At 69.0% G+C, this 13,737-nt stretch carries 15 protein-coding genes; 7 read left to right on the plus strand and 8 right to left on the minus strand.

All coding sequences use genetic code 11. The annotated features are described in order from the left end of the window. Nucleotides 1–75 precede the first annotated feature (75 nt). A complete protein-coding gene (locus JOE46_RS26540) occupies nt 76–546 on the plus strand; it encodes a hypothetical protein (protein ID WP_209927915.1) in 471 nt (156 codons plus the stop codon). Between the two features lie 229 nt (nt 547–775). Beyond that, nucleotides 776–1,693 (plus strand): Ig-like domain repeat protein, encoded by a 918-nt coding sequence (locus tag JOE46_RS16960; RefSeq protein ID WP_209927916.1) that lies wholly within the window; start codon nt 776–778, stop codon nt 1,691–1,693. A gap of 96 nt (nt 1,694–1,789) precedes the next feature. Here the strand turns inward: JOE46_RS16960 and JOE46_RS16965 are convergent, their stop codons facing one another. The 3 genes from JOE46_RS16965 to JOE46_RS16975 all read right to left on the minus strand — a co-directional run bounded on the left by JOE46_RS16965 (nt 1,790) and on the right by JOE46_RS16975 (nt 4,494). Beyond that, a complete protein-coding gene (locus JOE46_RS16965; protein ID WP_374102923.1) occupies nt 1,790–2,416 on the minus strand; it encodes a vancomycin high temperature exclusion protein in 627 nt (208 codons plus the stop codon). A gap of 17 nt (nt 2,417–2,433) precedes the next feature. Next, nucleotides 2,434–3,177: a 1-acyl-sn-glycerol-3-phosphate acyltransferase gene (locus tag JOE46_RS16970; RefSeq protein WP_097214158.1), complete on the minus strand. Its 744-nt coding sequence runs from the start codon at nt 3,175–3,177 to the stop codon at nt 2,434–2,436. 120 nt (nt 3,178–3,297) lie between these two features. After that, complete coding sequence (locus JOE46_RS16975; protein ID WP_257017828.1) at nt 3,298–4,494, minus strand: LCP family protein; 1,197 nt, start codon at nt 4,492–4,494, stop codon at nt 3,298–3,300. A gap of 250 nt (nt 4,495–4,744) precedes the next feature. On the opposite strand from JOE46_RS16975, the gene JOE46_RS16980 reads away from it, so the two are divergent. After that, nucleotides 4,745–6,295 (plus strand): MBL fold metallo-hydrolase, encoded by a 1,551-nt coding sequence (locus JOE46_RS16980; protein WP_209927917.1) that lies wholly within the window; start codon nt 4,745–4,747, stop codon nt 6,293–6,295. A 256-nt stretch (nt 6,296–6,551) separates the two neighbouring features. Beyond that, nucleotides 6,552–6,848 (plus strand): hypothetical protein, encoded by a 297-nt coding sequence (locus tag JOE46_RS16985; protein WP_097214160.1) that lies wholly within the window; start codon nt 6,552–6,554, stop codon nt 6,846–6,848. A gap of 84 nt (nt 6,849–6,932) precedes the next feature. On the opposite strand, the gene JOE46_RS16990 is transcribed toward JOE46_RS16985, so the two are convergent. Beyond that, nucleotides 6,933–8,384 (minus strand): MFS transporter, encoded by a 1,452-nt coding sequence (locus JOE46_RS16990; protein ID WP_269590376.1) that lies wholly within the window; start codon nt 8,382–8,384, stop codon nt 6,933–6,935. 106 nt (nt 8,385–8,490) lie between these two features. On the opposite strand from JOE46_RS16990, the gene JOE46_RS16995 reads away from it, so the two are divergent. Continuing rightward, nucleotides 8,491–8,940 (plus strand): helix-turn-helix domain-containing protein, encoded by a 450-nt coding sequence (locus tag JOE46_RS16995; RefSeq protein ID WP_077043242.1) that lies wholly within the window; start codon nt 8,491–8,493, stop codon nt 8,938–8,940. A gap of 3 nt (nt 8,941–8,943) precedes the next feature. On the opposite strand, the gene JOE46_RS17000 is transcribed toward JOE46_RS16995, so the two are convergent. Beyond that, nucleotides 8,944–10,731 (minus strand): long-chain fatty acid--CoA ligase, encoded by a 1,788-nt coding sequence (locus JOE46_RS17000; RefSeq protein WP_097214161.1) that lies wholly within the window; start codon nt 10,729–10,731, stop codon nt 8,944–8,946. Between the two features lie 68 nt (nt 10,732–10,799). On the opposite strand from JOE46_RS17000, the gene JOE46_RS17005 reads away from it, so the two are divergent. Further along, entirely contained in the window at nt 10,800–11,429 is a 630-nt protein-coding gene (locus JOE46_RS17005) for a TetR/AcrR family transcriptional regulator (protein WP_097214162.1), read from the plus strand. Nucleotides 11,430–11,611: 182 nt separating this feature from the next. After that, nucleotides 11,612–11,779, plus strand: a complete 168-nt coding sequence (locus JOE46_RS17010) for a hypothetical protein (RefSeq protein WP_179800711.1) — start codon at nt 11,612–11,614, stop codon at nt 11,777–11,779. Nucleotides 11,780–11,783: 4 nt separating this feature from the next. Here JOE46_RS17010 and JOE46_RS17015 read toward each other — a convergent pair whose 3' ends face one another. The 3 genes from JOE46_RS17015 to JOE46_RS17025 form a co-directional block, all read right to left on the minus strand. Beyond that, nucleotides 11,784–12,176, minus strand: a complete 393-nt coding sequence (locus JOE46_RS17015; RefSeq protein WP_097214164.1) for an ankyrin repeat domain-containing protein — start codon at nt 12,174–12,176, stop codon at nt 11,784–11,786. A 121-nt stretch (nt 12,177–12,297) separates the two neighbouring features. Continuing rightward, on the minus strand, nt 12,298–12,978 hold the full coding sequence (locus tag JOE46_RS17020) for an MspA family porin (RefSeq protein WP_209927918.1): 681 nt from the start codon (nt 12,976–12,978) through the stop codon (nt 12,298–12,300). A gap of 60 nt (nt 12,979–13,038) precedes the next feature. After that, entirely contained in the window at nt 13,039–13,728 is a 690-nt protein-coding gene (locus tag JOE46_RS17025; protein ID WP_209927920.1) for an MspA family porin, read from the minus strand. Nucleotides 13,729–13,737 lie beyond the last annotated feature (9 nt).

The following is a 13,737-nucleotide window of genomic DNA, read 5'->3' on the forward strand; positions in this document are numbered from 1 at the left end:
CGCTGGGCCGTCCGTACTCCCCTGCGTCGCCCCGCCGCGGGCGGCGACGACCAGTGACGAGTGGACGGAGATCCTGTGCTTACCAAGAAGTCGATCATCTCGGCGGCCTGCGCCTGCGCGGCCATCGCATCACTCTCGGGCTGCGGCGGCAGCACCGACGAGCCTGCCGCGGCGCCTGCCGCATCGAGCACGACCGCGGCGCCGGCGGCTGGCCCCGGGCTGAGCACGGCGGAAACTCCGCTCGGCACCGTGCTGACCGACGGCGACGGCTTCATGCTCTACCGGTTCGACGAGGACTCGCCTGGCGTCAGCCGGTGTGCCGGTCAGTGCGCCGAGATCTGGCCGCCCGCCCTCGGGGCACCGCGGGCCGTCGTGCCGCTGGCGGGTGCGCTGGGAACCGTCACCCGACCGGACGGGGCCACGCAGGCGACCTACGACGGCCTGCCCCTGTACCGGTTTGCGAAGGACACCGAGCCCGGCCAGACCAGCGGCGACGGAGTCAAAGGGACCTGGCACGTGATCACGGCGGGCGCCTCCGGCGGGTGACGGCGCGGCGCGGGTCAGCGGATGCTGTCGCGGTGACGGACGATGCCGAATCGGTGCAACGCGTTCCATCCATGGCGGGACCGGGACGCGGAATCCCCTGTCACGCTGGGCTGATCGCAGTTTCAACGATTCGATGCCTATGCGAACGAGTTCTCCTCTATGGTCCGGGTCACAGAATCTCTTTACTTCTGTACAACTAACTGTTTCCGAAGCCAGTAAGGAGCAATGCATGTCCTTCACGCACGTTCGCCGGGGTGCGGTCCCCGTGGTCGCCGCCGCGGCGGTGGCCGCGGGCAGCCTGCTGATGGCGTCGCCCGCATCCGCCGCGCCCACCTCGATCGAGTTCCAGGGCGCCTGCCAGGCGAGGGCGATCCTCACCCAGCACATGTCGCAGCCGCTGGGCATGACGATCGACGCCCCGGGCTCCGTGAAGGTCGGCGAACAGTTCAGCTACCGTCTGCAACCGACGGTGAGCTCCCTGCCGGACAAGGAGTCCATCGCCACCACCACCGACATTCAGCGACTCAAGATCGACTGGGAGCTCCCGGAGAACACCGAGTTCGTCGGCGCCACGGTCGTGGCGGGCACCGGCAAGGGCCTGACCGGCGTCACGCCCTCGGTCATCCGCGTCAACGACGCGGGCGAGCCCGACGCGGCGGGCACCATCCTGCGGCTGTCCGGCGACAACGAGACCGTCGGCAACGGCCCGAAGTCCAGCCTGAACACCCCGGGCGGCATCGCGGTGGAGAAGACGAAGACCGACATGGACGGCAACCCCACCGCCGACGGTTCCACCAAGTTCCAGCTGCCCGCCGTCGAGGTCACGGTCAAGGCCGTCGCCGAGGGCGTCGTCACCCCCAAGGTGCGCGTCGCGGGCGAGGCCGCCAACTACAACAGTGAGAAGAATTACGACACCTTCCTGGCTCGGGCGTTCGCGCTCGGCTCGAACCAGAACGCTCCGACCTTCTGCACCCCGAAGGACGGCACCCGGCCCGCCAACGACGTGCCGGTGAACGCGGGCGGCCGGGCCCTCGCGACCATCCAGGTCGGCGCGGGCGGACCGGTCGACCCGGGCCCCGACCCGGAGCCGGGCACCGGAAACGGGTCCGTCGACCTCGGCTCGGTCGGGTCCATCTTCGGTTCCTGACCCTGACCGGATCCTGACCTGACAACGGAGGCCGGCTCCCCATCGGGGAGCCGGCCCTTGTCGTCTGGTGCCGGGGTCGTCTGGTGCCGGGCGCCGTCAGCCCGCCAGCGCCCGCTCGACCGAGTCGTCGGGATCCGAGACGACCTTCGGGTCCCTGCTGCTGAGCATGTCCACGACGGCCTTCGGGCTGGCCAGCCACTCCCGGACGGTGTTCCTGGCCACGGTGATGAAGCGGCAGTCGCAGTCACCCTTGACGCCGTCGGCATCGATGCCTGCGTCGCGGCAGAGCGCCACCGCCCGGGCGACGTGATTGCCCTGGCTGACGATCAGCGCCTTGCGCACCCCGAAGGTCGTCGCGGCGCGCGCACAGGTGTCGTAGGTGTCCAGGCCGTAGTCGTCACCGACGATCAGTGACCGGTCGATGCCCTTGGCCACCAGGTAGTCGGTCATCGCCGCGATCTCATTGCCGGATGTGCCGTTCGCGTCGCCGGAGACCAGCACCGCGCGGGCCTTGCCCTCGCGCACCATCTGCGCGCCGACGTCAAGGCGACCGGCGAGGAAGGACATCGGCTTTCCATCCTTGACCTTGGCGCCGAGCACGATCACCACCGGAGCCTCCGGAGCGTCCTCCGGGTCGTACACGTGGCCCGCCGATGCGGCGGCAACCCAGGCCATCGAGCCCAGCAGCACTACGACCGGGACGACGACGACCGCACCCGCGATGCGCAGCAGCCGGCGCCTCACTGCTGTGCCCGACGTGCCGCCTTCGCCTCAGCCTCTTCGGCATCCATCCGGTTGGCCTCCTCGAGGGTGGGGGCTCCGCCACCGAGGCGCGCGGGGACCCAGTAGGCGCCCGCCGGGTGCTCGTAGTCCTGCTGCAGCCCGTGCAGCATCGACTCCATCGTCGCGTGCAGTTTCGCGGTGAGCTCGCCAGCCGGTTCGAACGGCTGGATCGGCTCGCCGACCGCGATGGAGATCGGAGTGTTGGTGCGCCCCAACCGCTTCGGATGACCCTTGGTCCAGACCCGCTGAGCGCCCCAGATCACGACCGGGATGATCGGCACCCCGGCCTCGATGGCCATCCGCGCGGCGCCTGACTTGAACTCCTTGAGCTCGAAGCTGCGGCTGATCGTCGCCTCCGGGTACACGCCGACCAGTTCCCCGCCGCGCAGGTCGCCGACGGCCGCCCGGTAGGACTCGGCGCCCGCAGCGCGATCGACCGGGATGTGCTTGAGCGCGCGCATGATCGGACCGGAGATCTTGTTGTCGAAGACCTCCTTCTTCGCCATGAACCGGATGTAGCGCTTGACGGTGCGCACCGGTAAACCGGCGTAGGTGAAGTCCATGTACCCCGTGTGGTTGACGGCGATGACCGCCCCACCCGTGGCCGGGATGTGCTCGTCACCCTTGACGGTGAACTTCAATCCCTCGGCGGCGAACACCACGCGGGCGATACCGATGATCGTTCTGTAGACGGGTTCCACGTCGGCCAGCGTAGCCCGACCGCCGTGATCCGGCCCACCACGACGAGAGCGGGACGGACTCACCCCGGGTCGGGTCAGTCGACACACCCGGGTCGGGTCAGTCGACACACCCGGGTCGGGTCAGTCGACGCATGGGATGCCGTCGTCCGCCCGCACGGCCCCGCCCTGCGGCCCCGAGGAGGGCACGTCGCCCGCAAAGGCGCGCAGGCCCTCGTCCGGCGCCGCGCCCCGCGCGGGCTCGTCACGGTCCGGGAGACTCGGCGCCTGCCTGCCGCCCTGCACGACTGCGGACCGACCGCTTCCGAACAGCGCCGCGATCTCCGCCCTCAGCCGGTCCGGGTCGACCCGGTTCACGGACTGCCCGTCGACCGTGGCGTACTCCTCGATCGGCAGCGTGAAGAAGTCCAGGTTGCCGGAGGTCAGATTGTCGGCCTGGGAGGCGAAGGACACCGGGTCCATCCCCGAATCGATGACGACGTCCTTCTTGACGATGTCGACCAGCGACTGCATCTTGCCGATGTTGCCGATGACGCCACTGTTCTTGAGGTTGGCGATCACCCCGGCGATGAACGCCTGCTGGCGATGCGTGCGGTCCAGGTCCCCGTTGTCGAGACCGTGCCGCTGGCGCACGAACGCCAGCGCCTGCGCCGGATCGAGTGACTGCGGACCGGCCAGGAAGTCGGCCCCGGAGAAGTCGTCCTGCACGGCGTTGTTCAGGCAGACCTTGACGGGGCCGACCGCCTGCGCCAGGTGGTAGAAGCCGAGCATGTTCACCTCGGCGAAGTGGTCGATGGGCACCTGCAGCAGGTTCTGTACCGTCGCGAGTGTCGAGCGGCGACCCGCATCGCGCGACTGCCGTTCCCGGTCCTCGGCGTCGTCGACACCGGCCTCGGCCAACCGGCTGTCCTCGTCGGCCTTGGCGAGACCGTAGGCCTCCTTGATCTTGCGCATCCCGTACCCGGGGACGCTCACGTAGTCGTCGCGCGGGATCGCGGCCGCCGTCGCCCGGCTGCCGTCGCCCGGGACGTGCAGCAGGATCAGGGTGTTCGTGTTGTACCCGCCGACGCCGCTGTCCCCCGCGTGCAGCTCGTCGGTGACGAACTGTGCGGGCAGGTCGCTGCCGTCCATCGCCTTGCGGCTGTCCAACCCGATCAACAGGATGTTCGCGTCGCCGTGCCGGGATTTCGGGCCGCTCCCCGCGAGCGCGTCGAGCGCGTCCGAGAACTGCAGCCCCGAGGTCAGGTGCGACTGCGCCGCCCAGCCGAGGCCCACGCCGCCGAGCACCATCGCGGACAACGAGGCCGACAGCAGCCGCACCCGCCCACCCCGTCGCCGCCGCTGTTGTGAACGGTGTCGTCCCGATCGTCGCTCCGCCGCGTGCTGGTGACGGACCGGGGGGCGAGGACTGTTCCGGGCATTCACCGCATCCACCGTACGGACGGGCCGGACGCGGTCGCCGGAGCAAGGACCTTGGTCCCTTCTTGGAGTGGCCGACGCCACGCGAGGTGCCGGGCGACCTCCCGGCCGCCTACCCTGGAGGCGTCGTAAACCCCCAGGAGGACTACCAGTGCAGGTCACCAGCGTCGGACACGCCGGATTCCACATCCAGACCAAGGCCGGATCGATCCTGTGCGACCCCTGGGTGAACCCCGCGTACTTCGCATCGTGGTTCCCGTACCCGGACAACACCGCGCTGGACTGGGATGCCCTCGGCAACTGCGACTACCTCTACGTCTCGCACCTGCACAAGGACCACTTCGACCCGGAGACGCTCACCAAGCACGTCAACAAGGACGCGACGGTGCTGCTGCCCGACTACCCGGTGCCGGACCTCAAGCGTGAACTGGAGAAGTTGGGCTTCACCAAGTTCTTCGAGACCGAGGACTCGGTCAAGCACAGGGTGGGCGACCTCGATGTGATGATCATCGCGCTGCGCGCCCCCGCGGACGGCCCGATCGGCGACTCCGGCCTTGTCATCTCCGACGGCGAGACCACCTGCTTCAACATGAACGACGCCCGCCCGGTCGACATGGACGTGCTGCACGAGCAGTTCGGCAAGATCGACATCCACCTGCTGCAGTACTCGGGCGCGATCTGGTACCCGATGGTCTACGACATCCCCTCTCGCACCAAGTCGAACTTCGGCAAGCAGAAGCGCCAGCGCGGCATGGACCGCTGCCGCAGCTACATCGAGCAGGTCGGGGCCACCTGGGTGGTGCCATCGGCCGGTCCCCCGGTGTTCCTGGACGAGGAGCTGCGTTACCTCAACGACGATCGCGGCGACGAGGGCAACATCTTCCCGGATCAGATCGTCTTCCTGGAGCAGATGCGCATCCACGGCAACGACGGCGGCGTGCTGATGATCCCCGGCTCGACGGTGGACGTCCACGGCGCCGAACTGACCCTGACGCACCCGATCCCGGATGCCGAGGTCGACAAGATCTTCAGCGACAAGGCCGCCTACATCGAGGACATGGCGCAGCGGATGGCGCCGGTCCTCGCGGCGGAGAAGGCGTCATGGGCGCCCGCCGAGGGCGAGCCGCTGCTCGGGCCGCTGCGGGCAAAGTTCGAGCCGATCATGGCGCAGTCCGACCTGATCTGCGACGGCATCGGCTACCCGGTCGGCCTGGTGATGGGCACCCCTGGCAATGAACCTGAGACGGTTGTCCTCGACTTCCCGAACCGCACCGTGCGCAAGCCGATCGAGGGCGAGGGCAAGTACCGGTACGGCTTCCGCATCGCCCCCGAGCTGGTGCGCACGGTCCTGCGCGACGACGAGCCCGACTGGGTGAACACCATCTTCCTGTCCACCCGGTTCCAGGCGTGGCGGGTCGGTGGCTACAACGAGTTCCTCTACACCTTCTTCAAGTGCCTGACCGACGAGCGGATCGCGTACGCCGACGGCTGGTTCTCCGAGGCGCACGACGACTCCGCGTCGATCGAGGTCGGCGGCTACGAGATCCAGCGGCGTTGCCCGCACCTCAAGGCGGACCTGTCCAAGTTCGGCGTCGTCGAGGGCACCAACCTCACCTGCAACCTGCACGGCTGGCAGTGGGACCTCGAGACCGGGCGCTGCAAGACCTCGAAGGGTCACGAGCTGCGGTCGTCGAAGCTGTAGCCACGCACCGTCATCGGGAATATCTCCTGGCGCCACCTGGTTGCACCTGAACACGGTTATTCGAGGCGCGCCATGTCCACGGCCACCACCATTGGTGGGCGAGCGGGCGATCGCGAAGACCGATGGCACTGCCAGGTCGCGAGCATGACGGAAGCCTGCCGGAAGGCTGGGCGACGACGACGATCGACATTGTCGCCGGAGCAGGGCTGTGCCCGCATCGCGTCGACCCTCCTTCCCCGACAGGAAGGACGAGGCAGTGAAACTCGCCATCACCTGGATGTTCGGATCCCTTGCCGCTGCCGCCGTGCTATTCGGCGGCTACGGTGACGACCGGGCTGGAACGAACGTGGCCGCGCCGGACCCGGTCCCCTGTCAGGTACAGCCCGACAACGCGAGCTCGCCCTTCGATGACGGGGATATGGACCGGGACGACGACACCTGGCGCGACCGGGAGCGAGAACGGATGGAACGCAACCAGGACCTCCAGGACCGGAGGGACCAGCTGCCGCCGGACGTCTGCGAGCCTCCCGGAATCTTCCAGAGCGCCGCGTGAGTCGCTGAGCAGCGCATCTCCCCTGGCGCGCGGAAGCGTCCCGCGCACCTGATAGCGCGCGGGACGGCGGGAGGGCGCGCGAGGTCAGGCCGCTACCGGCACGCTTTCCGACGAACGCATCTCCGCACGCGCCCGCAGACCGAACGCGGTGATGACGGCCGCCGCGGCGATGGCGAGCACCGGAACCGTCAGCGCGGCACGGTAACTGTCGAGCAGGCCGGCCTCCGAGGGGTCGCCGGCGAGCGTGGTGACCTGCACCGCTGTGACCACCGCCAGACCGAGCGCGGATCCGAGCTGCCAGGAGGTGTAGAGCAGCGCGCCTGCCAGGCCCTGCTCGTCCTCGGCGATCCCGTCCGTCCCCGCGATCGTCAACGGCCCGTACACCAGGGCGAAGGCGACACCGATGAGGATCAGCGCGGGCAGCATCGCGGCATAGGCCGTGTCGGCACCGATCCACAGGAAGGACGCGTACGCCACCCCGGCCACCAGCAGCCCGGCGAAGATCACCCGGACGTTCCCGAACCGGTTCACCAGACGCGGCGTCAGCGTGGGCGCGAGCACCGCGTCACCCGCCACCGCGAGCATGGCCAACCCGGTCGCCAACGCAGACCAACCGCGCATCTCCTGCAGGTAGAGCACCAGGATGAACTGGAATCCGACGAACGAGCCCGCGAACAGGACCGCGCCCAGGTTCGCCCGAACCAGGGGCCCCGAGCGCAGGATGCCCAGGCGAACCAGCGGCGCGGGCACCCGGCGCTCGACTGCGACAAACAGGGTCAGCAACGCGGCGCTGCCCGCGAGCGCTGCCACCGTCGCGCCGAGCGGGACGTCGGGCGCCCGGACCACGCCGTAGACCAGCAGCAGCATCGCACCGGTGACGCTGAACGCACCGATCAGATCGAAGTCCCGCATCGACCGCACGGCCGGACGTGCCTGCACCGGGATCAGCCGGACGCCTGCGAGCAGGATCAGCGTCGCGAGGATCACCGGGGCGAAAAAGACCCAGCGCCAAGAGAACTCGGCGAGCACTCCGCCGACGACCAGGCCCAGCGAGAACCCGGCCGCGCCCGTCCCCGCGTATACCAGCAGCGCCTGGTTGCGCTTGCGCCCCTCGGCGATCGTCGTGGTGATGATCGACAGCCCAGCCGGCGCCATGAAACCGGCGGCCACACCCGTCACGAAGCGGGCGGCGATCAGGACCCAGCCCTCCGAGGCGAGTCCCCCGAGTCCGGAGAAGGCGATGAACACCCCGAGCCACAGCAGGAACATCCGGCGCCGTCCCAGCAAATCCGCCGCCCGGCCGCCGAGCAGCATGAAGCCGCCGTACCCGAGCACGTAAGCACTGATCACCCACTGGAGCTCTGCGGTGGACATCGACAGGTCGGCCCGGATCGAGGGCAGCGCCACACCGAACATCGACACGTCGACGCCCTCGAGGAAGATCGCGCCGCACAGCACGAGGAGCATGGCCCACTCCCGACCGGCGAACCGGTCGCGATCTCGCTCGAGCAGGGGTGGTTGCGGTGATTCCAGCACTGAACGCTCCTTCGGTCGGCCGTCGGGAACCGATCGACCCCGGTTCCGTGCCGTGGGGTCGGTTCCCTCTTGTAACTGGCCCAATCCTTCGGCACCATTGAGAACTATGGAAGAAGGCACTTTGAAGGAACCGACTCACTGCGCCGATACCGGCGACGACCGGGACCCTTACCAGTGGGACACCAGGGAGGACTGCGAGGTCCGGCAGATCCTGGACCGGATCGCGGACAAATGGTCGCTGTTGGTGATCGCGCTGCTGGACCGGCGAACCCTGCGCTTCACCGAACTACGTCGGGAGATCGACGGCATCAGCCAGCGGATGCTGACCGTCACACTGCGACAACTCGAACGCGACGGACTGGTCCGCCGCACCGTGTACCCCGTGGTGCCGCCACGGGTCGACTACGCGCTCACCCCGCTCGGCGAGACGCTGCACGAGACCATCCAGGCGTTGGTCAGCTGGACCGAACTGCATCAGGACGAGGTCGCCAAGGCCCGCGCCGAGTACGACCTCCGCGCGGACGCCGAGCGCGACCTCGTGACCGGCGCCCGCTGACCGTCAGGTGTAGATCTCCTCGACATCGATCGCGTGGCGCTCGAGGACCACGTTGCGCTTGAGCGACATCTTCGGGGTCAGCTCGCCGGTCTCCTGCGTCCAGTCGACGGCCAGGATCCGGACCTTCTTGATCTGCTCGGCCGAGGACACCTGGGCATTGGTCTCCGCGACCGCGGCATCGATCTCCGCGACGAGCGCCGGGTGACCGATCAGCTCCACGAGCGGCACGTCGGCGGCCACCCCGTTGCGCTCCCGCCATCCGGGCAGTGCCTCCGGGTCGATCGTGATCAGCGCCCCGACAAAGGGTTTCGCGTCGCCGACGACCATGCACTGACCGATCAGCGGGTGCGCCCGAAGCGCGTCCTCGGGCTGCGACGGGGAGACGTTCTTGCCCGCCGCGGTCACGATGATCTCCTTCTTGCGGCCGGTGATGGTGACGAACCCGGCCTCGTCGATCGTGCCGAGATCGCCGGTGCGGAACCAGCCGTCGACGAAGGCGTCCGCGGTGGCCTCCTCGTTGTGCCAGTACCCGTCGAACACCACCGGGCCGCGCACCAGTAGCTCGCCGTCGTCGGCGATCCGCGCCCCGTGTCCGTCGAGCGGACGGCCCACGGTGCCGACCCGCTGGCGGGACGAGGTGTTCACGGTGACCGCGGCGGTGGTCTCGGTGAGGCCGTACCCCTCGTAGATCGGCAGGCCGACGCCGCGGAAGAAGTGCCCGAGCCGGGCGCCGAGCGGGCCACCACCGGAGACGGCGAGGTCGCACTCGCCGCCGAGCGCCGCCCGCAGCTTCCCGTAGACCAGCCGGTCGAACAGTGCGTGCCGCAGCCGAAGCCCCAGGCCAGGGCCGCCCTCGTCCCGGGCGCGACTCCATTCGATCGCGGTCGCCGCCGCCTTGTCGAAGATCTTGGCCTTGCCGCCGTCGACGGCCTTCTGCCGGGACGCGTTGTAGACCTTCTCGAACACCCGCGGCACGGACAGGATGAAATTCGGTTTGAACGCTGCGAACTGGTCGACCAGCGTCGTCCAGTCCGAGGTGTGCGCGACGGTGACCTTGGCGTCGAATGCACCCACCGAGATGGCGCGGGCGAACACGTGCGCCAGCGGCAGGAACATCAGGGTCCGCTTGCCCTCGACGAGGGCCTCGCTCAGCGCGGTGCGCACGGCCACCGACTCCGCGAACAGGTTCGCGTGGGTCAGCTGCACGCCCTTCGGGCGACCGGTGGTGCCGGAGGTGTAGATGAGCGTGGCCGGCGAGCTCGCCCCCACCGCGGTGCGCCTGGCGCGCAGCTCCGCGTCGTCCACCCCCGCCCCGCGGCGAATCAGCTCGTCGACAGCACCCTCGTCGATCTGCAGCGTCTCGCGCAGCGCGGGCGCGGTGGCCGCCACCTCTCGGACCGTGTCGGCGTGCCGCTGCGCCTCGACGATCAGCAGCGTGGTCCCCGAGTCCTCGAGGATCCACTTCGCCTGTGCCGCAGCCGAAGTCTCGTAGATCGCCACCGTGCAGGCGCCCGCGGTCCAGATGGCGTAGTCGAGCAGCACCCACTCGTACCTGGTCGCCGACATGATCGCGACGCGGTCCCCCGGCGCGACCCCGGAGGCGATCAGGCCCTTCGCCACCGCGGTGACGCCCTCGGCGAACCGGGCGGCGGTGACATCGGACCAGCCGGACCCGGACGGCAGCTGGAACGGGACGAAATCCGGCGAGACCTGCGCGTACCGGAATACCGTGTCCGCCATCGACACATCCGCCGGGATGGTGAACGTCGCTGGAAGTTCGAACTCGCGCATGCGCAGATCCCTCCGCTAAAATTAGAGAGCTTTTCTAGAAAGCATTGTCAATGCGCGGCGGCCTGTCAATGGCATGCCCGTGGGCCCTGGAGGTGGACATCGGCACGCAGCATCGGGGCACCGAGACCAGGCAGCGACTCCTCGACGGGGCGTTGGCGGTGTTCGCACGGTCCGGGCCCTCCGGATTCACCATGACCGCGGTGACCACGGAGAGCGGGGTCAGCGTCGGCAGCCTCTACCACCACTTCGGCAGCTTCGACGGCCTGTCCGCGGCGCTGTACAGCCGGTGCATGTCCGATCTGCTGGACTCGCTGATCGCCGAGTTGGTCCGCTGCCGCACCGCGCGGACGGGGGTCAAGGCGATGGCCGCGGCCTACCTGCGCTGGGTGGGGCGACACCGCGCCCAGGCACACTTCATCCACGCCTCGGCGTACTCGGGCTTTCTACCCGCGCACGCAGAGGAGCTCGCGGCCGAGAAGGAACCCCGCATGCGGGCGATGTCCGACTGGATGACCCCGCACGTCGAGGCGGGCCGGGTGGTCGCGCTGTCCCCCGCGCTGATCGAGATGCTGGTGATCGGACCGGTCGCGGAGACCAGCAGGCGCTGGCTGTCGGCTGCGCCGGGAATCGACCTGGACGAGGCGGCGAAGGTACTGCCCGAACGGATCTGGCAGTCGGTGCGCGGCGAGCAGGGCTGAGAGCACGAGAAGGCGTATGCAGAGGACAACGGGTCGATACCCATGACCCAGGTCTCAACTACCTCGATAATTAGCGGCTGCGCGATCAAGGTGGTCGATAGTGGCGCTTCGGAGGAGTCGCAGGGGTCGCGCACGAGCTCCTCGAATCGGTCGCGCTCACCGACCGGCTGGTGCGGGTCCGGGTGCGATGGCGCTTTCTGGACTCCGCAGGCGAGACGCTGACCACCGGCGACTACGAGTACCTGCTCCGCGAGGACCCGGACGGCCTGCACGCCTATGTCGCGGTCGGCATCGACGACATGCAGAAGCTGCGCGAGCTCGCCGACCGGCTCGGCGTCGACCTCGGCTGACCGACTACGAGCCCCACAGCTGTAGGTAGTCCTCCCTGCCGAACATCTTCGCCGAGTCGACCGCGGTCGGGTGGCCGGCGTTCGGATCGGCCCCGGCGGCGGCGAGCGCACGCACCACTGCCTCCTCGCCCTTGAAGATGGCCCCCGCGACCGGCGACTGACCGCGACCGTTGAGGCGGTCGACGTCCGCGCCCCGGTCGATCAGCAGCTGCACCACCTCGACGTGCCCGTGGTACGCGGCGAGCATCACCAACGTGTCGCCGGCGCCGTTGGTGAGATTCACCGGGACACCCGCATCGAGATAGGCGGCGATGGTCGCGGAATCACCCGTCCTGGCCGCGTCGAAGACGCGCTCCGCGATCTCTTGGAGCCGGGGGTCGATCGGATCGTCCGTCATGTCGACCGAAGTTACTCGCGGTGCATGGACTTCCGCAGCGGCACCACGCGTCGAACCAGGACCCGGTCCACGCACCCCCGCAGTTCCTGGGGTGCGCGGGCCGGGTCCTTGCGTGCGGCGGTCAGCCGATGCTGAAGGGCTGTCCCCAGAGGGTGACGGTGCCCTTGACGTTCTCGGTGTCGACGGTGACGTTGACGTAGGAGCGGGCCTGCGCGTAGCCGGCGCAGCCCTCGACACCCATGGTGGAGTCGGCCCAGGTGACGCTGCCGGTGGCGCCCTCGAAGGAGTGCTCGCCGGAGTGCGACTCGCCACCGAAGTCGTCGGCGGACTCGAGGTCGAGGACCGAGAAGCTCGCGGCCTCGCCGGGTCCGATGGAGACGTTGCCCGCGGTGGCGGCCTCGGGCTCGCCCGCGGTGCCGTCCCAGCCGGCACCCATGCCGGACTCGCCGCCGGCCTCGCCGCCGAGGGTGAGCTGGCAGGCCACGACGTAGCCGGGCTCGATGTAACCGCCCTCGGCGCCGGAGCCGCCGGAGATCTCGACCTTCGCCGAGCCGGAGACCCACACGTTGCGGTGCAGCGGGGTCGCGCCCATGGAGCCGGAGATGTTCGCGGACTCGCCGGTCATGGTGACGGTGACGACGGTGCCGTCGGCGAGCGTCTTGGTGATGGTGCCGCCGGGCAGCGGCACGAAGGTGTCGGCGTTCGCCGCACCCGCCGACAGGAAGCCGACCGCAATCGCGGTGGCCGCGCCGACGGCGGAGATCCGCAGCCCGCGACGCAGGCCATTCTTGCTGGTGTTCATGAATTTTCCTCTGAGGGTTCAGGTATCGAGTTGAGGCGTGGACTGTGCGCGCCGCAGGCGCTATCCGATGCTGAAGGGCTGGCCGTACAGGGTGGTTTTGGAGTAGTCGTTTCCGACGATCTCGACCACGGTGTACGAGCGGGCCTGGGCGAAGCCGCCGCAGTTCTGGATCTCGATCTGGGTGTCCTGGTACTGCACGGCGTACTTGCCGTTCTTCTTGATGTCCTTACCCGCGACACCCACGAACTTCACCTGACCGGCCGAGACCGGGACCGTCAACGACCCGGAGATCGACGGGCCGTCCATGCTCACGCCCATCCCGATCGACCCACCGAGACCGGTGATGTCGACCTGGCAGCCCACGATGTAGCCGGTGCTGATCCGCGAGACCCCGTGCGTCGAGGAGTTGTTGGTGCCCTTGTCGTTGGTCGCACCGTTCCACGGACCCGCCTCGCCCTCACCGGAGACACCGGTGACATCGGCGCTGACGGTGCCCGAGACCCACGCGGTGCGGCCGGCACCATTGGCGGCCAGCGACGGCGAGATCAGGACACTCTCACCGGTACGGGAGACCACCGCACCCGGCCCGGCCTTCTGCCCGTCCGGCAGCGGCACAAACGTGTCGGCATGCGCCGCACCGGTCGACATCAGGCCGATCGCCACGGCCGCGGCAGCACCGATGCTCACGCTGACCAGACGGGCACGTCGGGCGCCCGAGCGGGGGCCGGATTTCACGAACTCGGTAAACATGTATTCCTC

This window comes from Rhodococcus sp. PvR099, from assembly GCF_017833315.1.
GTDB classification, from domain to species: domain Bacteria; phylum Actinomycetota; class Actinomycetes; order Mycobacteriales; family Mycobacteriaceae; genus Rhodococcus_G; species Rhodococcus_G oryzae.

What these genes read in the sequence shown, in the direction of transcription:
- JOE46_RS16960 (WP_209927916.1), top strand. Translation starts at nt 776, where the DNA reads ATGTCCTTCACGCACGTTCGCCGGGGTGCGGTCCCCGTGGTCGCCGCC.
- JOE46_RS16995 (WP_077043242.1), top strand. Translation starts at nt 8,491, where the DNA reads ATGGAAGAAGGCACTTTGAAGGAACCGACTCACTGCGCCGATACCGGC.
- JOE46_RS17000 (WP_097214161.1), bottom strand. Translation starts at nt 10,731, where the DNA reads ATGCGCGAGTTCGAACTTCCAGCGACGTTCACCATCCCGGCGGATGTG.
- JOE46_RS17005 (WP_097214162.1), top strand. Translation starts at nt 10,800, where the DNA reads ATGGCATGCCCGTGGGCCCTGGAGGTGGACATCGGCACGCAGCATCGG.
- JOE46_RS17015 (WP_097214164.1), bottom strand. Translation starts at nt 12,176, where the DNA reads ATGACGGACGATCCGATCGACCCCCGGCTCCAAGAGATCGCGGAGCGC.
- JOE46_RS17020 (WP_209927918.1), bottom strand. Translation starts at nt 12,978, where the DNA reads ATGAACACCAGCAAGAATGGCCTGCGTCGCGGGCTGCGGATCTCCGCC.
- JOE46_RS17025 (WP_209927920.1), bottom strand. Translation starts at nt 13,728, where the DNA reads ATGTTTACCGAGTTCGTGAAATCCGGCCCCCGCTCGGGCGCCCGACGT.